At 63.1% G+C, this 22,778-nt stretch carries 19 protein-coding genes and 2 pseudogenes; 5 read left to right on the top strand and 16 right to left on the bottom strand.

Going from position 1 to position 22,778, the window contains the following annotated elements:
- Positions 1-96: 96 nt before the first annotated feature.
- From ampE to N805_RS18265, 3 genes are all read right to left on the bottom strand, one after another.
- Positions 97-927: a regulatory signaling modulator protein AmpE gene (gene ampE, locus N805_RS18255; protein WP_019472450.1), complete on the bottom strand. Its 831-nt coding sequence runs from the start codon at positions 925-927 to the stop codon at positions 97-99.
- Positions 924-1,496, bottom strand: coding sequence for a 1,6-anhydro-N-acetylmuramyl-L-alanine amidase AmpD (gene ampD / locus N805_RS18260; protein WP_019472451.1), 573 nt, complete (start codon positions 1,494-1,496; stop codon positions 924-926). Before ampD ends, ampE begins: the two co-directional genes overlap by 4 nt.
- 88 nt (positions 1,497-1,584) lie before the next feature.
- Complete coding sequence (locus tag N805_RS18265) at positions 1,585-3,741, bottom strand: DUF1631 domain-containing protein (RefSeq protein WP_019472452.1); 2,157 nt, start codon at positions 3,739-3,741, stop codon at positions 1,585-1,587.
- A 240-nt stretch (positions 3,742-3,981) separates the two neighbouring features.
- On the opposite strand from N805_RS18265, the gene nadC reads away from it, so the two are divergent.
- The gene (gene nadC, locus N805_RS18270) at positions 3,982-4,830 is read left to right on the top strand and encodes a carboxylating nicotinate-nucleotide diphosphorylase (protein ID WP_019472453.1); all 849 of its coding nucleotides are present in this window, start codon (positions 3,982-3,984) and stop codon (positions 4,828-4,830) included.
- 175 nt (positions 4,831-5,005) lie between these two features.
- Here the strand turns inward: nadC and trxB are convergent, their stop codons facing one another.
- Positions 5,006-5,968, bottom strand: coding sequence for a thioredoxin-disulfide reductase (gene trxB / locus N805_RS18275; protein WP_003247318.1), 963 nt, complete (start codon positions 5,966-5,968; stop codon positions 5,006-5,008).
- 330 nt (positions 5,969-6,298) lie between these two features.
- Here trxB and cysZ point away from each other — a divergent pair, with 330 nt between their 5' ends.
- Positions 6,299-7,027: a sulfate transporter CysZ gene (cysZ, locus tag N805_RS18280; RefSeq protein ID WP_019472454.1), complete on the top strand. Its 729-nt coding sequence runs from the start codon at positions 6,299-6,301 to the stop codon at positions 7,025-7,027.
- Positions 7,028-7,115: 88 nt separating this feature from the next.
- Here the strand turns inward: cysZ and N805_RS31310 are convergent, their stop codons facing one another.
- On the bottom strand, positions 7,116-7,547 hold the full coding sequence (locus N805_RS31310; RefSeq protein WP_371113233.1) for a methyl-accepting chemotaxis protein: 432 nt from the start codon (positions 7,545-7,547) through the stop codon (positions 7,116-7,118).
- Positions 7,548-7,703: 156 nt separating this feature from the next.
- Positions 7,704-8,453 (bottom strand): annotated as a pseudogene (locus N805_RS31315) (PAS domain-containing protein); the annotation flags it as partial.
- A 157-nt stretch (positions 8,454-8,610) separates the two neighbouring features.
- On the opposite strand from N805_RS31315, the gene N805_RS18290 reads away from it, so the two are divergent.
- The gene (locus N805_RS18290; protein WP_019472456.1) at positions 8,611-9,801 is read left to right on the top strand and encodes a glycosyltransferase family 4 protein; all 1,191 of its coding nucleotides are present in this window, start codon (positions 8,611-8,613) and stop codon (positions 9,799-9,801) included.
- Between the two features lie 131 nt (positions 9,802-9,932).
- On the opposite strand, the gene N805_RS18295 is transcribed toward N805_RS18290, so the two are convergent.
- Together N805_RS18295 and N805_RS18300 are read right to left on the bottom strand one after the other, a co-directional pair.
- Positions 9,933-10,415, bottom strand: coding sequence for a glutathione peroxidase (locus tag N805_RS18295; protein ID WP_026034578.1), 483 nt, complete (start codon positions 10,413-10,415; stop codon positions 9,933-9,935).
- Positions 10,416-10,560: 145 nt separating this feature from the next.
- The gene (locus N805_RS18300; RefSeq protein ID WP_016484906.1) at positions 10,561-11,046 is read right to left on the bottom strand and encodes an FKBP-type peptidyl-prolyl cis-trans isomerase; all 486 of its coding nucleotides are present in this window, start codon (positions 11,044-11,046) and stop codon (positions 10,561-10,563) included.
- Between N805_RS18300 and N805_RS18305 the strand changes: the two genes are divergently transcribed.
- Positions 11,045-11,347, top strand: a complete 303-nt coding sequence (locus N805_RS18305) for a DUF3565 domain-containing protein (protein WP_026034579.1) — start codon at positions 11,045-11,047, stop codon at positions 11,345-11,347. The two genes, N805_RS18300 and N805_RS18305, sit on opposite strands and share 2 nt — an antisense overlap.
- 31 nt (positions 11,348-11,378) lie before the next feature.
- Positions 11,379-13,466, top strand: a complete 2,088-nt coding sequence (gene pta / locus N805_RS18310; RefSeq protein WP_019472459.1) for a phosphate acetyltransferase — start codon at positions 11,379-11,381, stop codon at positions 13,464-13,466.
- A 118-nt stretch (positions 13,467-13,584) separates the two neighbouring features.
- On the opposite strand, the gene N805_RS18315 is transcribed toward pta, so the two are convergent.
- The 8 genes and pseudogenes from N805_RS18315 to N805_RS18350 all read right to left on the bottom strand — a co-directional run bounded on the left by N805_RS18315 (position 13,585) and on the right by N805_RS18350 (position 22,764).
- Positions 13,585-14,307 (bottom strand): OmpA family protein, encoded by a 723-nt coding sequence (locus tag N805_RS18315; RefSeq protein WP_012270522.1) that lies wholly within the window; start codon positions 14,305-14,307, stop codon positions 13,585-13,587.
- 109 nt (positions 14,308-14,416) lie between these two features.
- The gene (locus N805_RS18320; RefSeq protein WP_019472460.1) at positions 14,417-15,061 is read right to left on the bottom strand and encodes an MBL fold metallo-hydrolase; all 645 of its coding nucleotides are present in this window, start codon (positions 15,059-15,061) and stop codon (positions 14,417-14,419) included.
- A gap of 18 nt (positions 15,062-15,079) precedes the next feature.
- A complete protein-coding gene (locus N805_RS18325) occupies positions 15,080-15,427 on the bottom strand; it encodes a type II toxin-antitoxin system ChpB family toxin (protein WP_019472461.1) in 348 nt (115 codons plus the stop codon).
- On the bottom strand, positions 15,424-15,702 hold the full coding sequence (locus tag N805_RS18330) for an AbrB/MazE/SpoVT family DNA-binding domain-containing protein (RefSeq protein WP_019472462.1): 279 nt from the start codon (positions 15,700-15,702) through the stop codon (positions 15,424-15,426). The genes N805_RS18325 and N805_RS18330 overlap by 4 nt, the downstream gene beginning before the upstream one ends.
- 169 nt (positions 15,703-15,871) lie before the next feature.
- The gene (locus tag N805_RS18335; protein ID WP_019472463.1) at positions 15,872-16,564 is read right to left on the bottom strand and encodes a sensor histidine kinase; all 693 of its coding nucleotides are present in this window, start codon (positions 16,562-16,564) and stop codon (positions 15,872-15,874) included.
- On the bottom strand, positions 16,561-18,168 hold the full coding sequence (locus N805_RS18340) for a tetratricopeptide repeat-containing response regulator (RefSeq protein ID WP_019472464.1): 1,608 nt from the start codon (positions 18,166-18,168) through the stop codon (positions 16,561-16,563). Before N805_RS18340 ends, N805_RS18335 begins: the two co-directional genes overlap by 4 nt.
- 159 nt (positions 18,169-18,327) lie before the next feature.
- A complete protein-coding gene (locus N805_RS18345) occupies positions 18,328-21,045 on the bottom strand; it encodes a LuxR C-terminal-related transcriptional regulator (protein WP_019472465.1) in 2,718 nt (905 codons plus the stop codon).
- A 355-nt stretch (positions 21,046-21,400) separates the two neighbouring features.
- Positions 21,401-22,764, bottom strand: a pseudogene (locus tag N805_RS18350) (DUF1329 domain-containing protein).
- Between the last annotated feature and the right edge of the window lie 14 nt (positions 22,765-22,778).

Genomic DNA, 22,778 nt, shown 5'->3' on the forward strand with positions numbered 1-22,778 from the left:
TGCACAGCAGCCCCGAAACCTCAGCTTCGCCGCTTAAATTGCTGGGGCCGCTCTGCGGCCCTTTCGCGACGCAAGGCCGCTCCCACAAGCTTCAGATCAGACCAGCACGGTCCACAGCGCGAACCCGGCATACCACAGCACCGCACAGCGCAGCAGCAGCTCCCACAGGCTGTCCAGCCGCCCCAAACCACGCTGGCTGTCTTCTTCATCGGGAATGTCATCGGCAATGCGCCCCACCCGCGCCACCAGGTGCGCAGCACTGATGTGCCAGTTGAGCACCTCGTGCAGCATCACCCGGGTCACTGCGAGGAAGTTGCCCACCAGCGCAAAGCTCAACGCCAGCATGCGAACCGGTAGCCAGTCCATGATGTGCCGCAGTTGTTCGGCACGCGCCTTCAGCTCCGGCTGCTGGCTGTGCTCGCCGCACAGCGCCAACAGGCGATAAGCCAGCGCCGCACCAGGCCCCAGCACGAAATACCAGAAAATCACCGCAAAAAAGCCTTGGTACACCTGCCACAACAGGTTGCCCTGCACACGGACCAACAGGCTATGCGGCTCATCCGCCACCACGCCCAGGTCGCGCTCTGCAACATGCAGCGCCGCTTGATCATCACCGCGCCGCCAGGCATCACGGAACGGGCCCAGCGACGCCTTGGCATCGCCACGGCCCAGGCTGTAGACCAATACCAGCAGATGCACCGGCAAGGCCAACAGCCCATAGGCCACCGGTTCCAGCACATGCAGCAGCAACACCAGCAGCGCTACCGGTGCCAACACCACGATGGTCAGCGTCCACCAAGGGTGCACCTTGCCACCGCGTTCCAGGCGAACCAGCTCGCCCAGGAAGAACCCATCACGCTGCACTTGATGGCGCAGGGCCGAAAATTTCTCGACCCACAGCGCCAGCAACAACACCAGAAAACTCATGCCTTGTCCTCGTTGTGCAACAACGCTTCGCGGTAGCGCGGCCAATCGAAGGACGGGCCGGGGTCGGTCTTGCGTTGCGGGGCAATGTCGCTGTGGCCCTGAATGCGGCCCAGGTCGATGGCCGGCCAGGCGCTACGAATGTGCCGGGTAAGCTCCTCCAGCACGCCATATTGAGCATCGGTATAGGGCAGCTCGTCAGTCCCCTCCAGCTCGATGCCGATGGAAAAATCGTTGCAGCCTTCGCGCCCGTCGAAGCACGACACACCCGCGTGCCAGGCGCGATCGAGCAACGAAACGAACTGGGTCACCGCGCCGTCACGCTCGACGAACAGGTGCGCCGACACGGTCAGGTGGCCGATGCTGGCGAAATAAGGGTGTTCGTTGGGGTCCAGCCGGTTCTGGAAGAACTGCTGCACCTTGCCGGTACCAAAACAGGCCGGCGGCAGGCTGATGTTGTGTATCACCAGCAGGGAAACTGATTCGCCTTCGGGGCGGGCATTGAAGTTCGGCGAGGGGCAGTGGGTGATTCCGATTCCGTGGAACCAGCCAGTGGCACGGTCCAATTGCATGGGGCAAATCCTGAAAGCGCCTTGAACAGAGCCACAGTATGCCCTGCCGTCAACACCGTTTGCATGTGAATGATTGTAATGTTGCCGCCTACCGCACGTGCGGCTGCCGCAGCCTGTCGAGCACCGCCTCCAGCGCCCGCTCGAACAACAACCCGTCATCCAGCACCCGCACGTCCCCTCGGTACAGCGCCTGCGCCAGGCCGGCACCGTTCCACTCTCGCACCTTCATGCCGGTGCGGTTGGCAAACACCAGCCTGTCGCCGCTGTCGATTTGCGCCACCAGTTTGCAGCGCAGCGGTTCGTCGTCATCAAGTACTTCAACCCAGGTACCGATGCGTAAGCGCTGCACCTGCCGCAATGCTGCGGCCTGGCCCTCGGCGACGTGCAGCGGCGCACAGGAGGGTTCTTCGGCAATCGCCAGCACGATCTCTTCATCCACCAGCACTTCGGCCAAGGGTTGGTCAAGGCCAACCGGTAGCCCGGCACCTGTGCAGGCACGCAGGTGCAATTGCTCCAGTTGCAGGAAGAACTCACGGGTTGCCGCCGAGTTCAAGGCCACGCTGGCCAACCCGTCACGCAGCGCCTTGAGCAGGCCAGGTACCTGCTGCAACAGGGTTTGCGGCTCATGCCCAGGGGTGATGCTGACCAATAGCGTGTCCAGGGTGCACAGGGCATCTTGCCAAGCCTGCGAGGCCTCACCCTGCTTGAGCCAGGCCAGCAGCAGCACCTGGCTCCAGGCCTGCACCAGCATTTGCACGACCACCAGGGGCAAGACACGGCCGCGCAGGCGCTGGTTGAGCACCCGCTGCACCTGCTGACGGGCCTGCAAGGCACGGGCGCGCCCTTCTTCGGCGTCGCGGGTGCGTTGCTCAAGCAACTCGTTGCGCCGCCGCTCCTCCTGGTTGAACGCAAGGAAATCATCCAGAAGTTCGGCAAAAATACCAACATCTTCGACAAAATCATTGATCAAGCGCTGGACTATGCGCTCTACCCGCAAGTGCAGGCTGTCGCGCAGGCCTTCGCCGCCGCACGCCCAGCCAATGGCTGCGCCAGCAATTTCGTTGAGCAGCCGGCGTGCAGGGTGACTGGCCCGGCTGAACAGCCCCTTGTCCAGCAGGGCGACCTTGAGCAGCGGGATATGCAGGCGCGCGATCAGCGCACGCAGGCTGGCCGGCAGGTTGTCGTCGCCTTGAATACAGGCGAACAGCAGGCCGACCAGGTTGATCATGTCCTCGTCGGCCACGGCGATGCGCCGGCGCGTGCCGCTGCGCACGCTGACCCTCAGCAGCAGTTGTTCGAGCTGTTGGCCAAGCTCGAAATCCTCACTCTCGCCGGTTGCAGGCACGTAGTGCTGCAAATGCGAAAGCAGGCGGACCAGGTCTGCGGTGCTGATCGACTGGGCGGCAGCCACCGCCTGCAATCGCGGGGCGAACTGCCCACGCGCTGGGGCCAGCAAGGTTTGCAACGAGGCAAAGAACGCCTGCCCTGCCGCGTCCGCACCCACTTCCTGGCCTTGGCTCGCCGGCCCTCGTCCTGCCCTCATGCGCCGGTCCTCGGCGCGGCGGCGCGGGGCCGGTTGCAACTCGGGCAGCACACCGGCTACGGCCAGCAACTGGTTGGCTTCGGCATAGATAACGTCGACGTCGCGCAAGACGAAACGCTCGAACAGCTTCAGCAGGACCAGTTTGACCCTCAGGCCAACCCCAAGGTTACGGCCAGCCTCCAGGAAGTAGCCGCACAACGCGGCAGGGCCCAGCGGGTTGCGTTGCTCATGCACGGGGCGATCGAGCAAGGCCTGCAAACGCAGGCCCAGTTGCTGCAGGGCGATGCCATCGCGCGACAGCACCCGCGCAACCATGCCTTCGATGGCCGCAGCCCGCTCTAGCTGCACCTTGCTGCGCAGGGGGTCCGGTGCGGCCAGATGCGCCAGCAGGTCGACCTGGCCGATGCCGGCGTAGGTCTCGTAGAAAGTATCAAGGAAGCCGCGTTCAATACTTTTGCGCTTCAGGCGCAGATCGCGCATCGCCTCGAAGTACAGGTTCTGGTCGCAACGATCAACGGCCTTGTCGGCCATCTCGAACAAGGTGTCGTCGGCATTGTCGAACAACGCTTGCAAGCCTTGACGCAATTGCAACGCCGCCTTGTCGCGCACTTGCAGGAGCAATACAGGAAGGCAAGGCAGAGGCGTACGCCCCCCTCGGTCGATGGCTGCCGCCAGGGGCACCACCTTGCCTTCTTTCTGCATCCTGGACTCCTTGCAGGTGTCATGCCCGAAGGGGCTGAAATCGTCAAAGCTATGACGCCAAATACTGGTCGCCATTATCGGTAAAAAATCGCACAGCTGCCAGCGCCTATTCATGGAAGGGTTAATGACCCACGTTTGCAGTCACTGCTCACCAAGACCGACCAAAGGTCATTGCCGGGGCGGCTGTACACATCGGTCCCCTGCCCTATAATCGCCGGCATCTAGCTTGTGGAGCCAACCATGCCGAACCTACGCCTTGCCGACCTGACCGCTGAAATCGAAGCCAACGTGCGCCGCGCATTGCTGGAGGACATTGGCAGTGGCGATATCACCGCGCAGCTGATCCCGGCCGAGCGCCTGGCCAAGGCAACCATCATCACCCGCGAAGACTGCGTGATTGCCGGCACTGCCTGGGTCGACGCCGTGTTTCGCCAGCTCGACCCGCGTGTGGCCGTGCACTGGCAGGTGGCCGACGGTGATCGCGCGACGGCCAACCAGCCGCTGTTTCACCTGGAAGGCCCGGCCCGTTCGCTGCTCAGTGGTGAACGCAGTGCGCTGAACTTCCTGCAGATGCTGTCGGGGGTTGCCACCCGTGCGCGCTTGCTCGCCGACCTGGTGGAAGACACCCAGGTGCGCCTGCTGGACACCCGCAAAACCCTGCCCGGCCTGCGCCTGGCACAGAAGTACGCGGTAACCTGCGGCGGCTGCGACAACCACCGCATCGGCCTGTACGACGCCTTCCTGATCAAGGAAAACCACATCGCCGCCAGCGGTGGTGTTGCCGAGGCGGTAACGGCGGCGCACCGTATTGCGCCGGGCAAGCCGGTAGAGATCGAAGTGGAAAGCCTGGATGAACTGCGCGAGGCGCTGGCAGCGGGCGCGGATATCATCATGCTCGACGAGCTGAACCTGGACGAAATGCGCGAAGCGGTGCGCATTACCGCTGGCAAAGCCAAGCTTGAGGCCAGCGGCGGGGTGAACGAGACGACCTTGCGGGTAATTGCCGAGACCGGGGTGGACTACATCTCGATTGGTGCCATGACCAAGGATGTGAAAGCCGTGGACCTGTCGATGCGCTTGAGCCTGTGAGCTGAGCGCAGGCAATAAAAAACCGGCCAATGAGCCGGTTTTTTTGTCGTTGCCGAGGGCCCTGTCGCCGGCAAGCCAGCTCCCACAGGTAACGCACTACCTTCAGGCCTTTAGCATTACCTGTGGGAGCTGGCTTGCCGGCGATGGGCCGCAAAGCGGCCCCGGTGTTGCCGGATCAGAACGAGGCGTTGGCCAGGCCGTCCAGGTAACGCTCTACGTCCAGGGCCGCCATGCAGCCAGCGCCGGCCGAGGTAATGGCCTGACGGTAAACGTGGTCAGCCACGTCACCTGCAGCGAACACACCTTCAACGTTGGTGGCGGTAGCGTTGCCTTCACGGCCGCCGTTAACCACCAGGTAGCCGTCCTTGAGGGTCAGCTGGCCTTCGAACAGCGAAGTGTTCGGGGTGTGGCCAATGGCGATGAATACGCCGTCGACCTTGATTTCGTCGCTGCTGCCGTCGTTGTTCTTCAGGCGCGCACCGGTCACGCCCATGTTGTCACCCAACACTTCGTCCAGGGTGGCGTTGAGCTTGAGCTCGATCTTGCCTTCGGCCACTCGGGCGTTGAGCTTGTCGACCAGGATCTTCTCGGCGCGGAAGGTCTCGCGACGGTGCACCAAGGTAACCTTGCTGGCGATGTTGGCCAGGTAAAGCGCTTCTTCCACGGCAGTGTTGCCGCCGCCAACCACAGCGACCGGCTTGTTGCGGTAGAAGAAACCGTCGCAGGTGGCGCAGGCCGAAACGCCCTTGCCCATGAAGGTTTCTTCCGACGGCAGGCCCAGGTAGCGGGCGCTGGCACCGGTGGCGATGATCAGTGCATCGCAGGTGTATTTGCCGCTGTCACCCTGCAGGGTGAACGGCTTGTTGGCCAGGTCGACAGCATTGATATGGTCGAAGACGATTTCGGTTTCGAAACGCTCGGCGTGTTCCTGCATGCGCTGCATCAAGGCCGGGCCGGTCAGGCCGTGGGGGTCGCCCGGCCAGTTGTCGACCTCGGTAGTGGTGGTCAGCTGGCCGCCCGCCTGCATGCCGGTGATCAGCAGCGGCTTGAGGTTGGCGCGGGCAGCGTAGACCGCAGCGCTGTAACCGGCAGGGCCGGAACCGAGAATGATGACGCGCGAATGACGTACTTCAGACATGTCGAACTCCTGTCGAGCCGGCCGCTCGGGCCGGCATCGGTGTACCGGCTGCGCCAGCTGGAAAATTAAAACGGACCCACGCAGCACTTGGGGAAGGCTACAACGCGCAGGCCCGAAAAGCGGAAAGTTGAGCGCACTGTAGCGAGGTCGCAAAGATTAAGGAAATATCCTTAGACAATCCACCTCATAGGCACCGTCTATTCAGTGATTTCATCCATAGCTCAGCCCCGGCACTTTTGTTACAGCCCGTGTCCCGCTTGCCAGCCACCTTTCGTCGGCGCGGCAAACTCGGTAAGGTCAGCGCGTTTTCCTTCTCTGCGGAGTCTCCCGATGCAAGCCCCTGTCCTCTCCGGCCCCCAATACCTGCGCGAAGGCCTGAAACTGGTGCTGAGCCCCAACCTGCGGCTGTTCGTGCTGCTGCCGCTGGCGGTCAACCTGTTGCTGTTCGGTGGCATGGTCTACTTCGCCGGCCACCAGTTCGGCCTGTGGCTCGATGCCCTGATGCCGACGCTGCCAGACTGGCTGAGCTTTCTCAGCTACATACTCTGGCCGCTGTTCGTTGCCCTGCTGGTGCTGATGGTGTTCTTCACCTTCACCCTGGTGGCCAACATCATTGCCGCGCCGTTCAATGGCTTCCTGGCGGAAAAGGTCGAGGTCGTGGTACGTGGCGAAGACACCTTCCCGGCGTTCAGCTGGGGCGAGCTGGTGGCCATGGTGCCACGCACCTTCAGCCGCGAAATGCGCAAGTTGGGCTACTTCCTGCCACGGGCCATCGGCCTGTTCATCCTGTCGCTGATCCCGGTGGTCAACGTCGTCGCCGCGCCACTGTGGCTGATGTTCGGGGTATGGATGATGGCCATCCAGTACATCGACTACCCGGCAGACAACAACAAGATGAGCTGGCAGGACATGCTCGCCTGGCTGCGCAGCAAGCGCTGGCAGTCGCTGGGCTTTGGCGGCATCACCTACCTGGCGTTGATGATTCCAGGGGTGAACGTGCTGATGATGCCAGCGGCGGTGGCCGGGGCTACGTTGTTCTGGGTGCGGGAGCGCAACTGACTGCCGAGGTGTACGCGCCCCCTGTAGGAGCAGCCTGAGTGATGGTGAAAGACATTGGGTCCATCAAAAGGCAAATCTGCTCGGGGCTCTACTGCCCCAACCGGCTGGAGAACTGCCCCACCACATCCACCACCCGCTTCGCCCCGTCCTGGATCTCGACAATCACGTTGCCCGTCTCGTCAGCCAACGCCAGCCCCTGCTCGGCCTGGCGTTTGCTGGTGTCGATGATCGCCACTGCCGCCTGAGCCAGCTGTTCGTTCTGCTGTACCACCCGGGCGATTTCCTCGGTGGCGGTGCTGGTGCGCGAAGCCAGCTGGCGCACTTCGTCGGCAACCACGGCAAAGCCCCGCCCTTGCTCGCCCGCGCGGGCCGCTTCAATGGCCGCGTTAAGGGCCAGCAGGTTGGTCTGCCCGGCAATGTCGCTGATGGTCTTGATGATCGACCCGATCACCCGTGACTGGGTGTCCAGCGCCTGGATGCCCTCCGCCGCCTCTTGCATCGAGGCCTCAAGGCCGCGCATCACACTGACGGTCTGGGTGACCACCTCGGTGGCCTTGCGCGCGCTGACATCGGTACCCAGCGAGGTGCTATAGGCGACATCTGCCGCCTGGGCCACGGCCTGCTCCTGGTTGACCTGGTCGGTGATCACAGTGGCGAACTTGACCACCTTGTACAGCACATCGTGGGCATCGAAGATCGGGTTGTACGAAGCCTCCAGCCAGATTACCCGGCCATGGGCATCGATACGCTTGAAACGTTCGGCAACGTATTCACCCCGGCGCAGCTTGTCCCAGAACGCCTGATAGCCGGCCGAGTTAACCTCCTCCGGCTCGCAGAACATACGGTGGTGCTTGCCGCGAATCTGCTCCAGGCGATAACCGACTGTGGCCAGGAAACGCTCGTTGGCAGTGAGGATGGTGCCGTCGAGGTCGAACTCGATCACTGCAGTAGAGCGCATCAGCGCCTTGATCAGGCTTTCGTGCTCGCGAGACGTCTCGATGGTGCGGGTCAGGTCGCTGGAGTGCAGCGTGAAGTACTTGATGCGCCCCTCGCTGTTCTTGACCGGCTGCAGGATCGAGCGCAGCCAGGCTTCCTGGCCGTTGCCACGCAGCAGGCGGAAGGCGCCGTTCAGGTGCTCGCCACGGCTGATCGCGCTTTTCATGCGCTGGTAGAAGTCGAGTGACTTCACGTGGGAAGGGACAATGTCCTCGATGTTGCGTCCAAGCAATTGTTCGCAACGGTAGAGCATTTCGCTCTCGAAATTACCGTTGACCATCTCGATACGTCCCTGTGGATCGAGCTGAAGTACCAGCATCTCGCTGTCGAGACTACTCTTGACCTGTTCCACGGACATCAGGTCTTCGCGCAGCTGCCGGATTTCTTGCTTGAGCTTGCTGTTGAACATCACCGCACTCCTGGAGCGCATCGCCTTTTCGAATGCATCTTCATCGGCTGCCGGTTACACCTTCTTGAGCACCGTGCAACGAAATATTCATGCAGGCAAAAGCGTCAGCGGTCAGGCGTCATCTGTACGTCACATTACGGTCACATCGGCGCAACCCGGCAGGCGGAAACTTTTTGTCATGAATACAGCCGCCCTACGCATTACCCTGGTCAGCGAAACCTTCCCACCCGAAATCAACGGCGTGGCCAACACACTTGGCCGCCTTGGCGAAGGGCTGCGCCAGCGCGGCCATGAGGTCGAGGTGGTACGCCCGCGCCAGGCCGGCGAAGCGCCTGTGCACAACGACCCGCACCTGATGCTGTGCCGTGGCTGGGCGCTACCGGGCTACCCGGGATTGCAGTGGGGCGAGGTGTCCATGCACACGTTGTTGCGCCGCTGGCGGCGCCAGCGCCCGGACGTGCTGTACATCGCCACCGAGGGGCCGCTGGGGCTCAGCGCCCTGCGCGCGGCCAGGCGCCTGGGCATCGCGGTGGTCAGCGGCTTCCACACCAACTTCCCGCAGTACTCCGGCCAGTATGGCCTGGGGTTGCTGGCGCGCCTGCTCACCCACTACCTGCGCTGGTTCCATCGGCGCACGGCGATTACCCTGGTGCCCAGCCTCAGCCAGCGCCTGGAGCTTGAACGCCGTGGTTTCGAGCGCCTGGAACTGCTGGCCCGCGGTGTCGATGCCTGCCTGTTCAACCCGGCCCGGCGCAGCCTGGCGTTGCGCGAAAGCTGGGGGCTGGGCCCGGAGGATATCGCCGTGTTGCATGTCGGGCGGCTGGCGGTGGAAAAAAACCTCGGGCTATTGCGCCCATGCCTGGAGGCATTGCAGAAGACTTATCCACAGAAACGTCTGCGCCTGATCCTGGTGGGTGACGGCCCACAGCGTGCCGCCCTCCAGCAGCAGATGCCAGGTGCCATGTTCTGCGGCGCCCAGCGCGGTGAGGTGCTGGCCGAGCACTACGCCAGCGGTGACCTGTTCCTGTTCCCGAGCCTGACCGAAACCTTTGGCAACGTAGTACTCGAAGCCATGGCTTCGGGGTTGGCGGTGGTTGCTTATGACGAGGCAGCCGCAGCGCAGCACATACGCCATGGTCACAGTGGGGCGCTGGCCATGCCGGGGGATCAGCCGGCATTTGTCGATGCGGCTTGCTGGCTGCTGGAGGAAGAGGAAACCTTGCGCCGTGTGCGCCTGAATGCGCGGCAGCATGCCAGCCGCCAGGGCTGGCCGGCGATTGTCGAGGAATTTGAGGGGTACCTCGATACGGCCCGGAACCAGGCTGCGGCCTCACCCGCTTCGCGGCTGGGTGCTACGCGATCTGTGTAGGAGCGGCCTTGTGTCGCGAAAGGGCTGCAAAGCAGCCCCTCGATACTTGCAGCAACGCTGATATCCGGGGGCCGCTATGCGGCCCGATCGCGACACAAGGCCGCTCCTACAGAGGGACCGTATTAAACGCTTCAGGCCAGCGCTTTCTCGATTGCCTGCACCACCGCCGGGTCATCCGGCGCCGTGCGCGGCGAAAAACGCGCCAGCACCCGCCCGTCCTTGCCCACCAGAAACTTCTCGAAGTTCCAGGTGATGTCGCCAGGGAACTCGGCCCCCTCGCCCGCCAGCAGGCGGTACAACGAATGGCGTTGCGGCCCGTTGACCTCCAGCTTGCCCCCCAGCGGGAAGCTCACCCCGTAGTTGAGACTGCAGAATTCCTGGATTTCCTTTTCGCTGCCCGGCTCCTGCCCGGCAAACTGGTTGCATGGCAGGCCAAGCACGTTGAAGCCCTTGGCCTTGTAAACCTGGTAGAGGTTTTCCAGGGCCTTGTATTGCGGCGTGAGACCACATTTGGAGGCAACGTTGACCACCAGCACCACTTGGCCCTTGAACGGTGCGAGGGACAGCTCCCCACCGTTCAGCGCGTCCAGTTTCAGGTCGTGAAATGCACTCATCATGAAATCCCCTCTCAGGTTCCCGGTTGCCGCGCAGGCGAATTCCGCCCACTAAAAAGGCGCCCGTCCAAACCGTCCACCTCCCGAAGGAAGGCAAATCGGCTTGCCCGAGCGCCTGGCGACTTTCTGAGCTTAGCGCAGAAAATCAGTGGTGATGGCCACCTTCACCGTGGATGTGACGGTGAGCGATTTCTTCTTCGCTGGCGTCACGCACGTCGACTACCTTGACCTGGAAGGTCAGGCGCTGACCGGCCAGCGGGTGGTTGCCGTCAACGGTGACATCGTCGCCGTCGAGGTCGCGGATGGTGACGATCTGCATCTGGCCGTCCGGCGCCGAAGCGTGGAACTGCATGCCCACTTCCAGCTCGTCAACGCCTTCGAACAGGCTGCGGTTCAGGGTGCTGACCAGCTCGGCCAGGTATTCGCCGTAGGCGTCTTCCGGCTCGATGGTAACGTTCAGCTCGTCACCGGCCTGTTTGCCTTCCAGGGCTTTTTCCAGGCCCGGGATGATGTTGCCGGCACCGTGCAGGTAGACCAGCGGCGCGCCACCGGCGGAGCTGTCGATGGTCTCCCCGGCGTCGTTGGTCAGGGTATAGTCGATGGAGACAGCCTTGTTGGCGGCGATCAGCATGGGGCAAGACCTTTTGCAAAAGTATGTAGAGCGGACAAGTGTAACCAAGCCATCGTCCGATTGCGAACGCACTGCGGACGAGCAGCGGCCCATCAGTCGGATCACCGGCTTCTATCAGGACGAAGAAGGCCACTGGGTGGCCGAGCTGTCTTGCGGCCATACCCAGCACCTGCGCCACCAACCGCCGTGGCAGGCACGCCCCTGGGTGCTCGACCCGGCACAACGCGCGCAGCGCATCGGCCAGCCTTTTACTTGCGGCTGGTGCGCGCAAGGGGCCGATAGCGCTACCCTTGGCCGTTAATTTCTTGCACCGCTTATTTCGAGAAGCACGCATGCAGACATTTTTCATTGCGCCGACCGACTTCGGTGTCGGCCTGACCTCTATCAGCCTCGGCCTGGTGCGCACCCTGGAGCGCGCCGGCCTGAAGGTCGGTTTTTTCAAGCCGATCGCCCAGCCCCACCCGGGTGACACCGGCCCTGAACGCTCGACAGAACTGGTGGCGCGCACCCACGGCATCAAGCCTCCCGTGCCACTGAGCCTGGCCCAGGTCGAGCGCATGCTCGGCGACGGCCAGCTGGACGAATTGCTCGAAGAAATCATCCGCCTCTACCAGCAAGCCTGCGTCGGCAATGACGTGGTGGTGGTCGAGGGCATGGTGCCCACGCGCCACGCCAGCTACGCGGCGCGGGTCAACCTGCACCTGGCCAAGAGCCTGGATGCCGAGGTGATCCTGGTATCGGCCCCGGAAAACGAAGTGCTCAGCGAATTGTCCGGCCGGGTTGAACTGCAGGCCCAGCTGTTCGGCGGCCCACGCGATCCGAAGGTACTCGGGGTAATCCTCAACAAGGTGCGCACTGACGAAAGCATGGCGGATTTCGCCACCCGCCTGCGCGAGCACTCGCCCCTGCTACGCGGCAACGACTTCCGTCTGCTCGGCTGCATCCCCTACCAGCCTGAGCTGAACGCCCCGCGCACCCGCGACGTGGCCGAGCTGCTCGGCGCTCAGGTGCTCAACGCCGGCGACTACGAACAGCGGCGCATGAGCAAGATCATCATCTGTGCACGCACCGTGGCCAACACGGTGCCGCTGCTGACGTCGGGTACCCTGGTGGTCACCCCGGGCGATCGCGACGACATCATCCTCGCCGTCAGCCTGGCCGCCATCAATGGCGTACCGCTGGCCGGGCTGCTGTTGACCAGCGACAGCAAGCCCGACGCGCGCATTCTCGGCCTGTGCCGCGGCGCGCTGCAGGCCGGCCTGCCGATCCTGTCGGTCAGCACCGGCTCGTACGACACGGCCAACCAGCTCAATTCGCTGAACCGCGAAATCCCGGTCGACGACCGCGAGCGCGCCGAGTTCATCACCGATTTCGTCGCCAGCCACCTCGATGCAGCCTGGCTGCACCAACGTTGCGGCACCCCGCGCGAAATGCGCCTGTCACCAGCGGTGTTCCGCTACCAGCTGATCCAGCGGGCGCAGCAGGCCAACAAGCGCATCGTCCTGCCAGAAGGTGCCGAGCCGCTGCTGGTGCAGGCTGCAGCCATCTGCCAGGCGCGCGGCATCGCCCGCTGCGTGCTGCTGGCCAAGCCCGAAGATGTCGAGGCCGTGGCCCGCGCCCAAGGCATTAGCCTGCCGCCTGGCCTGGAAATCCTCGACCCCGAGCTGATTCGCGGGCGCTACGTGGAGCCGATGGTCGCACTGCGCAAGAGCAAGAACCTCAACGCACCGATGGCCGAGCAGCAACTGGAAGACCCGGTGGTGATCGGCACCATGATGCTGGCCCTGGACGAAGTGGACGGCCTGGTATCGGGCCTGGTGCACTCTACCGCCAACACCATCCGCCCGGCCCTGCAGTTGATCAAGACCGCGCCGGGCTCCAGCCTGGTGTCGTCAGTGTTCTTCATGCTGTTCCCCGAGCAGGTGCTGGTGTACGGCGACTGCGTGATGAACCCACACCCGAGCGCTGCCGAACTGGCGGAGATCGCCCGGCAGAGTGCTGAATCGGCGCAGGCCTTCGGCATCGCGCCGCGGGTGGCGATGATCAGTTATTCAAGCGATTCGGCCAGTGATGAAGAGGTCGGGAAAGTGCGCGAGGCGACACGCCTGGCACAGGGTGCAGCGCAGCAGCTGCTGATTGATGGGCCGCTGCAGTATGACGCGGCGGCCAACCCGGCGATTGCACGGGAACTGGCGCCGGATAGCCCGGTGGCCGGGCGTGCCACGGTGTTCGTGTTCCCTGACCTCAATACCGGCAATACCACGCATAAAGCGGTGCAACGCAGTGCCGACGGGGTCAGCCTGGGGCCGATGCTGCAGGGATTGCGCAAGCCGGTGAACGACTTGCCGCGCGGGGCTCAGGTTGACGATATCGTGCATACCATTGCCCTGACGGCGATTCAGGCCAGCGTGGCGCGCTAAAAGCTGGGGCTGCTTTGCAGCCCATTCGCGGCACAAGGCCGCTCCTACAGGGATCGCGTAATGCCTGTGGGAGCGGCCTTGTGCCGCCAATGGGCCGCAAAGCGGGCCCGGGCATCAATCACGGATACTGCTGAACCTGGCCTTGCTGCTGGTCATACTGCTGGCCCGGAATCGGCTTCAGGTTCACTTCCACCCGGCGGTTCTGCGCCCGGCCATTGGCGTCGGCGTTGCTGGCGATCGGCTGATCCGGGCCCATGCCACGCACCGAGATACGCGAAGCATCAACACCCTGAGAGGTCAGGTAGGTGCTGACCGCCTGCGCGCGGCGCTGGGACAGGTCCATGTTGTGCTGGCGGCTGCCGGTGCTGTCGGTGAAGCCGACCACTTCGATGGTGTTCTGGTTGAACTGCTTGAACGAGCCTGCGAGGTTGTTCAGCGGCGAGTAGAAGCTTGGGGCGATGTTGGCCGAGTCGGTGGCAAAGGTGATGTTGCCCGGCATGATCAGTTTGATCTGGTCGCCCTGACGCTGTACTTCCACGCCGGTGTTGGCCATCTGGGCGCGCAGTTCGGCCTCTTGCTTGTCGGCGTAGTAGCCATAACCCGCTGCTGCCGCACCCACCGCAGCGGCGCCGATCAGTGCACCCTTGCCACGGTTGTTGTGGTCGATGGCAGCACCGGCGATGGCGCCAGCCAGCGCGCCCAGGCCGCCATACTTGGCGGTCTTGCTCATCCCAGTGGAACCCTGCGCCTGACCCTGGTTGTCATAAGGGTTCTGGCTGGCACAGCCAGTCATCAGGGCCGCGGCGGTTGCGACGATAATCAGGCGACGCATGGTGAACATGGACAAGCTCCTACTGAAATTCATAAATGCGGCAGATCAAAAAGGGATCTATGCCAGCCTTGGATTGCATCGGCAATGAAAAATTCAATGAAAGAGCCTTCATGTGCCTTCAGGCACGGACAAAGGGATTTTCACGCATCTCGTCGCCCAGGCGGGTATCGGGCCCGTGGCCGGTCACCACGATAGCCTCTTCGTCCAGCCGGTACAGCCGCTCCTTGATGGAGCGCACGATAGCCCGCTGATCACCCCCCCACAAATCGGTGCGGCCAATACCACGGCGGAACAGGGTGTCGCCGGCGATCAGCAGTTTGGCCTCGGCGAACCAGAAGCTCATCGAGCCCGGGGTGTGGCCTGGCGTATGCAAGGCCACACCACAGCCACAGGCCAGTTCTTCGTCATCGCCCAACCAGCGATCGGGTGCCGGTACCGGCGTGTAGGGAACGCCGAACATCTGGCACTGCATCTCCAGGTTGTCCCACAATACCTGGTCGTCCTTGTGCAGGTGCAGCGTGGCGCCGGTCAGCTCCTTGAGCTTGCCCGAGGCAAGAAAATGATCGAAGTGCGCGTGGGTATGGATGATGCTCACCAGCGTCAGGCCGTGGGCCTGCAGGCGCGCCAGGATCTTCTCCGGGTCACCGCCCGGGTCGACGACGATGGCTTTCTTGGTCAGCGGGTCGCCGATCAGCGTGCAGTTGCACTGCAGGGGGCCAACAGGGAAGGTTTCGCGGATGAGTGCTGACGATGGATTCTGCATGGTGGGTACGGGAACCGGTTAATCGAATAGGGTTTGCACACGGGCCAGTGCATCTAGGATGACAACTTCGGGCACCGACTCTACGCGCTTGGCAAAGCGTGCTTCAAGGTCGACTGTGCGGACCTGGTTGCAGAGCATCACCCCCTGAGTCTGCGTGCCCGCACCGCTGAGCGTCACTGCGAAACCCGCATGCCTTGCAAAATCACCACCTTGGGTGATCGGGACGATCACTGCCAGGCCTGACGCATTGAACGCCGCCGGGGTGAGTACCAGTGCGGGTCGCCCCTCACCCTGTTGTTCTCGTCCCACTGTGGGGTCGAGGTTGACGCGAACGATATCGCCCCTGGCGAACTTCACCCGCTTCACACTTCACGTCCTACTGGGCGCATCGCGCTCCAGTCGGCCATGTCCTCTGGCTCCGGCGCGCTCAGGTCGCACTGGGCCATCAATTCCTCAAGGGTGTATTTGGGTTTCGATCGGACGGGCTTGAGCACCATCGTCTCTCCCGCTGTGTCCAGGCTCAGGGTGGAGCCGACACCGAGGCGCATCTGTTTGAGCACTGCGGCCGGCAAGCGGATGGCGGCGCTGTTGCCCCACTGCTGAATCTTGATCTGCATGAGTATCTCCCAAGGTAGATACATAGTAGAAACCCTCCAAGCGATTGCAAGCGAAATGTAGAGACGTCGTATCTACATTGTCATCTGTCCGGACCGGACAAAAGCCCTGCAACCTCAAGAAGGAAATCCCCTACATCACCTTGGGAAGCCACCTTCCAACTGCAAAAACACGAAGCGCAAACTCATCCATCTATCAAGGCAGGAACAACCTGAACAACCCGCCCCCAAGCGCGCCGCCATTGGAGATCTCGATCCGCCCGCGCACCCCGCCGCTTTCATGCAACGCCGCGATCCGCGCCGCGAAGTACAGACCCAGGCCAGTGCTGCCGCTGGTCGAGTCAATGCCCTGGATGTATTCCTCCTGGCGCTCGAGCATGTGTTTTGGATAACCCGGGCCGTCATCGTTTACACAGATGGCCAGTTGGTTGTCGGCTTCTTCGATGGTGATCAGCAAGGCGTGCCCGGCAAAGCGGGTGGCGTTGGTGATGACGTTTGCAATCACCGAAGCCACCAGTTCGCGGTCGAAGAAGCCCAGCGGGTTGTCGGTGTCGATGCGCCAGGTGGCGAGGATGTCGTTGTGCTTGAGCACTTCCTGGTGCGCCGCCAACTGGGCTTCGATGAAATCATCCAGCTCGTGGTAGTCCGGGCACACCGGCAACTGGTTGATACCCAGCTTGTACAGCCCAAGCAGTTGCACCAGCATGCCGTTGAGGTGGCGAAACTCGTGCTCCATGATTCCCTGTTCGACACCACCGCGCAGCTCTTCGGGCAAGCGTTCCACCCACTGGTTGTGGGACTGGATCAGCGCTGACAAAGAGCTTTTGAGGTCGTGCACGGTGGAGGCGATCACCGTGGAAAAATCCAGCCCCTGATTGTCTTGATTCATGCGCCGAACACTCGGATGTGCAGTTTGCGGTAACGGTCATAGCGATTGTCGCTGGCAGGGATACCGGCCACGCTGGTCAAGGCGTCCTGGCATTCCTGCATGATCGCGGGCTGAGGGTTTTCACCGCCAATGCGCAGCAGCGCCTGGGCGGTGTTAAGGGCGATGCTGATGTTCTTCGGCTGCATACCCAGCGCCTTGCGGAACAGTTGCAACGCCTCGCCAAGCTGCCCTCCCTGGTAACTGCGCACACCCTGGCGATTGAGGGTGACCGCTTCGGTAATGGCGTTGAGCACACTGGGGTCGTCCGTCAGCTTGCCGACTTTTTCCATGACCTTGGGGTCGTCGCCATAACTTTCCACACAGCTCTTCAGCACGCCGAGGGCGGCGGCTTCCTGCCCCATTGCCTGCAACTGGGCGGCAACGGTCAGGGCCGAATCGACCGAGAAGAACTGGTTCATCTTGTCCAAGCGCTGGATCGCCTGTTCGGTCAGCTTGCCGGCCGTTTCCGGGTCGCCCGCCTGCTGCAGGCTGGCCGCCTTCATCATCCGCGCACGCACCTGCAAGCCCTGGTCCTCGGGGTTTTCCTTGGCCACTTCGCTGAGCGTGGTGTTGATCTCGACACGGGTACGGGCGTCCAGGCCAAAGCCTGCGTTCTTGCTCATCAGCGCCTGCACCAGGCCAAGGTTGTTTTCAGCATCCTTGTAGCGCGAGCTCTGGCCCTGGTTCACGGCATGGCGGAACGCCTTCGACGCGGTCTCGAAGTCTTCGTTTTCCAGCGCCAGCTTGCCCAGCGTCGACTGCCGGCGTACCGACAGTGGCGATAGGCGTACGGCTTCTTCAAGCAGGTTTTGCGCGCGCCTGGAATCGCCCTGGGCCACCAGCACTTCGGCCATGCCATCGTAAAGGCCGGGCATGATCGGGAACGCCTTGAGCGCCTGCTCGTACACACCTTGGGCCTGGGCATTCTGGCCACGTTTATGCATCAGGGCACCCAACGCGGCGTACACCCACGGCTGCGGGCGGCTGGCCAGGATGGCCTTGAGGAACTTTTCCAGTTCCTCGAAGCGGTTGAGGTTGCGCAGGGCATCGGCCCGATAACGCAGGCACAGCGGTGCCAGGCGCGGGTCCTTCTTGCACAGCTCGGCACAAGCAGCCAGCACTTCGGCCGGGCGATTGCGGTCCAGCGCCTGCAGGATCGGCTTGAGCAGTGTCTTGCGCTGGAACAGTTTCTCGACGCGCTGGGCCAGGCCAACGCGGTTGAACGGCTTGGTCAGGTAGGCATCGGGCTCGTGCTCGATGGCACTGAGGACAATGGCCTGGCTGCTCTCGGCCGTGACCATGATGAACACGCACTCATGGCTGATGTGCTTGTCGATGATCAGGTCTTCAAGCACCTGCTGGCCGTTCTTCTTGCCGTCGCCCAGGTGGAAGTCCTGCAGGATGAAGTCATAGCGCTTTTGCGCACACATGCGCAGCGCCTGCTCGCCGCTGTCGGCGGTGTCCACGTCGCGCACGCCCAACTCACGCAGCATGGAACGGGTCGACGTGCGAAAGTCGGTAAAGTCGTCGACGATCAGAAAGCTTTTTTGCCCGTACTGCAGCATCAACACGACCTGCCTTGGAATGATTGAAAAATCGCGCTAGGCGATGCCACCGATCGCTGTATCGGCAGCCGGTCGGAAAAGATGAGGGTAGAGCATTGCTGGCCACAATCCATGGCCTCAGGCCATCACTTTAGCGATCAATGACCTGCAGGGCCAGTATCACGCCAGCAGCCCCAGCGATTTGGCCTTGGCCACCGCCTGTGTGCGCCGCTCGACCCCCAGCTTGCTGTTGATGTGGCTGGCGTGGGTCTTCACGGTGTGCAAGGAAATGAACAGCCGCTCGCTGATCTGCTGGTTGGAACAGCCCTGGGCAATCAGTTGGAGCACGGCCAGTTCGCGGCCACTCAGGGCTTCGCCAGTGCCCATGGTAGCGCTTGGTAGCTGCGGCAGTCGCTTGAGCAGTTCGGCCTGAACCGGGCAGGCGGCACCTGCCTGCAGTTGCTCATGAAGCCATTGCGGATGTTTTTCCAGCAGCAGCTGGAACGGTTGAAGTACGCCGCCACGCGCGGACTCCAGCAGGCTTGGCAGCAGCTGCGCGGCCTGCCCTTCCCGGCCTTCGTCCAGCAGCTGGGTGAGCCATTGGCACAGGGCGCTGACGGTAAGCATCATGCCGCCACTGGCCCGGCCTCGCTCGACCAGGCTTGCCAGCCGTTGCACGGCATCGTCGCCACGTAACTGGATGCGCTCGAGCAGCGCCTGCTGCAACGCAATGTGCAAGGGCAGCAATGGGTGGAACTCCGGTGCTGCCGCCGGCTGCTCGCCGCCGTAGGTCTGGCCCAGGCGCAGCAGCCAGGACTCGGCCAGGTCGGTACGCCCCTGGGCCAGCCACAGTTCGCATTTGATCAGGGTAATCATGGCCAGGTAGTAGACCGGGGGCACGTCCCAGATATGCATCAGGCGCTCGGCCTCGGCCAATTCGGCAAAAGCCTCTGAAAAGTGCCCTTCCCTGCCATCGAGCGTAGCAATCACGCAATGGCCGATAAGCACACTGATATCCCGGCAGGCCCGCGCCTCGCCCAGCCCAGCGCGCAAACGCGCACGGCCCTGGGCCGGCTGCAGGCGCGAGACCAGCAGGTAACCTTCGTAAAGCGTCAGGCGCGCACGCACGGCATACAGCCGCTGCGCCGAAAGCCCTTGCAGGCGCTGAAGCCCTTGGCGCACTTCGTCCAGCGCGCGCAGCACCTCGCCACGGGCATGCAGCACGCGCGCCCGGTCGTAATGGGCCAGTGCCTCGAACAGCGGGTTGCCAACCCGCTGGGCCAGCTCCAGGGCTTCGCGGTTCCAGCCTCGGGCCCGCCAGAAATCGCCGTCGGCAATGGCCAGGTTGGACAGCGTCGACAAACACACCAGGCGTTGGCCATAGCGCTTGCACGGCAGGCTCTGCAGCGCTTCGCCGCAATAAGCCACAGTACGTTCGCGGTCGCCACGGCCGCGGGCAATGACCCCACTCAGCGCCAGCCACTGGGCCAGCATCGACTTTTGCGCGGTCGCCGAAGGCGCGGGCAAAAAGCGACTGAGGTAGCCCGCCAGTTCCTCGGCTGCGTCGAGCTGGCACGCCAGGCCCAACGCCCAGCTGTACAGCACGATCAAGCGTGGGGTGCTGATCAGCAGGCTGTCGGGCAGGTCCATCTTCCAGCGCAGCAACATGCCGACGTTTTGTTCCGCCAGCAGTTGCTCCTCGGACAGGCTTTGCACCAGGTCGGCAGCAACATCGAGGTGGCCGGCACGCAACGCCTGCTCCACCGCCTCGTCCAGCAGGCCCTGGCTTTCAAACCAGCGACAGGCACGCAGTTGCAGACCGGCCAGTGGCTCGCTGGCCTGCCGGCTGCGCAGCAGGTCGGAAAAAAGGTGATGGTAGCGGAACCAGTGGCCATGCTCGTCCAGCGGCACCAGGAACACCTGGTGCGCCTGCAGGTAGCGCAGTACAGCGGCGCTGTCGTGGCGGCCACGCAAGGCATCGCACAACGGGGCGCAGAATCGCTCCTGGCAGGCGGTGTCGTACAGGAACGCCTGTACATCGGCGGGCAGCATGTCGATGACTTCTTCAAGCAGGTAGTCGCGGATCAGCCCTTCGCCGCCGTGCAGGGCCTGGGGCAAGGCTTGCTCGTCCGCCGACTCGCTGGCTGCCAGTTGCCAGAAGCGCAAACCGGCCACCCAACCGTCGCTGCGCTGGATCAGGTTGTCCAGCGCCTGGCCGCGCAGGCCGGTTGGCTGCCGGCCGATCACCGCCAGCGATTCTTCGGCGGTGAGGCGCAGATCCTGTTCGTTCAGTTCGACAAGCTGGCGCGACAACCGCAAACGCGCCAGGTGCCAGTCCGGGCGCTGGCGGCTGGTAACCAGCAACACCAAGCCGGCCGGCAGGTGGTTGAGGAAGAATTGCAGGCAGCGGTCGAGCACCGGCCCCTGGGCCAGGTGATAGTCGTCCAGTACCAGCAGCAAAGGGGTATCGGTTTGCAGGTACAGCGCCAGCTCGTCGAGCAGGCCGTCGATCCACTCTTCGAAGGCGAACGGCTGGTGGCGCTGGCGCATTTTCAGCAAGCCCATGGCCTGCCCGCCCAGTGCCGGGCAGTACTGCTGCAGGCCTTCCAGCAGGCGCTCAAGGAAGCGGCCAGGGTCGGCATCACGTAGGCTGAGGCCCAGCCACAGGCTGCGCCAGTGCTCGGGCAGCGCTTCGCAAAATTCGATGGCCAGGGAGCTTTTGCCGAAACCGGCCGGGGCGTTGACCAGCAGCAACCGGCCAGCCAGCCCGGCGTGCAAGCGCTGACACAGGCGCAGCCGCGGCACATGGCCGTCCGGCAGCGGCGGCCGGAAGAAACGCCCGTCCAGCAGGCCCAAGGCCTGGCTGGCAAATCCATGTGTACGGGACAAATCTGTCATGGCCGGCTCGGTCTGGGTGGAGGACTACGGCGGTATGGATGCTTGCGAGACTAGCCGGTAATGCAGCGCATTTGAAGATGATGGGCGCAATTGCCCCGGAAAAGACTGCGACAAAAAGCAACATGGCTGATGGACAGGGGGCTGGGGCGGGGGTTTGGGTGGGTATTCAGCAGATTTATTGCCTGTTCCGGCCTCTTCGCGGGCGCGCCCGCTCCCACAGGGATTTGCACTGCTTTCAAGGCCGGTGCTGTACCTGTGGGAGCGGGCGTGCCCGCGAAGAGGCCGTACTGGTAAAAAGAACGCCCCGGGCAGGCCGGGGCGTTCTGGGGATCACACGGAGTGGAGGGTTTTCAGATCAACGAATACCCGACTGGCGCAACGCCGCAGGCTGGAAGTCCGCTTTGCTGGCACTGAAGCCGAAGTCGTAGGCACGCTTCTCTTCGTTTTTCATGCCCAGGGCCAGGTAACGACCCGACTGCAGGTCGTAGATGGTTTCCAGGGTGTACCAAGGCACCTCTTTGTTGTAATACGGCTGGGAATGGGCTTCGGACACGCGCCACAGCTGGCCACGGCCGTCGTACTGGTCGATCACTGCGGCCTGCCAGGTGTCTTCGTCGATGTAGAAGTCACGCTTGGCGTAGATGTGCCGCTGGCCCGGCTTCAGGGTTGCGACCACGTGCCAGACGCGGCGCAGCTCGTAACGGGAAAGGTCCTGGTTGATGTGCCCGGCCTTGATGATGTCGGCGTACTTCAGCTTGGGGTCATCCAGCTTGAAGGCGTTGGAGGCGATGTAGAGCTCCTTCTTGCCTTCCAGCTTCCAGTCGTAGCGGTCTGGCGCACCGTTGAACATGTCCAGGTTGTCGGAGGTACGCAGGCCGTCGGCGGCGGTACCCGGGCCGTCGTACGACACTTGCGGCGCCTGGCGCACGCGACGCTGGCCGGCGTTGTAGATCCACGCCTTGCGCGGCTCCTTCACCTGGTCGAGGGTTTCGTGCACCAGCAGCACGGTCCCGGCCAGGCGCGCTGGCGCGGTCACTTCCTGCTTGAAGTAGAACAGGATGTTGCCTGGGTTGTTCGGGTCGTAATCCTTCATCCTGTCGCGGAAGACGAACTGGTCGGAGAAGTAAACCGGGCTGAAAGAGCCGTTCTGCTGTGGCGTGGCCTGGATCACCAGGCGGCTTACACTGCCCCCCGGTAACGGGTGATGTGGTTCCAGATCACTTCCAGGCCGCTTTTCGGGATCGGGAACGGCACCGCCGTGTTGAAGTTGTTCAAACCGTTGCCGCCTTCCGTCAGCGTGGTCTGGGTGGCGTTTTTCTTGATGGCGGCGAACACGTCCGCAGGTACCGTGGAGCCGCGATGGGTTTTGAATACCGGGATCTTGAAGGTGTCCGGGTAGCGCTTGAGCATGGCCAGCTGGCCCGGCGAAAGCTTGTCCTTGTACTGCTCGGCGTTTTGCGCAGTGATGGTGAACAGCGGCTTTTCACTGCCATACGGGTCAGCAAGGAAACCCTTGCCGTCGACGCTGCCCGCACTCTTCGACAGCGGCTCCCAAGGGCCGATGGAGCCATCGGCGTTGCCGGCCTTTTCCGCCCCCATCGGGGTCAGGGTACTGCCCAACTTGGCCGCCTCGTCGGCGGATACCGCAGCCATGACGCTGGTCGCCAGCAGGGACAGGCCCAGTACACCGGCTTGCAGCAGACTTCTGGTCTTGTTCATGTCGTGTCGTCCTG

The sequence above is a fragment of the Pseudomonas putida S13.1.2 genome (assembly GCF_000498395.2).
In the GTDB taxonomy this organism is placed as follows: domain Bacteria; phylum Pseudomonadota; class Gammaproteobacteria; order Pseudomonadales; family Pseudomonadaceae; genus Aquipseudomonas; species Aquipseudomonas putida_Q.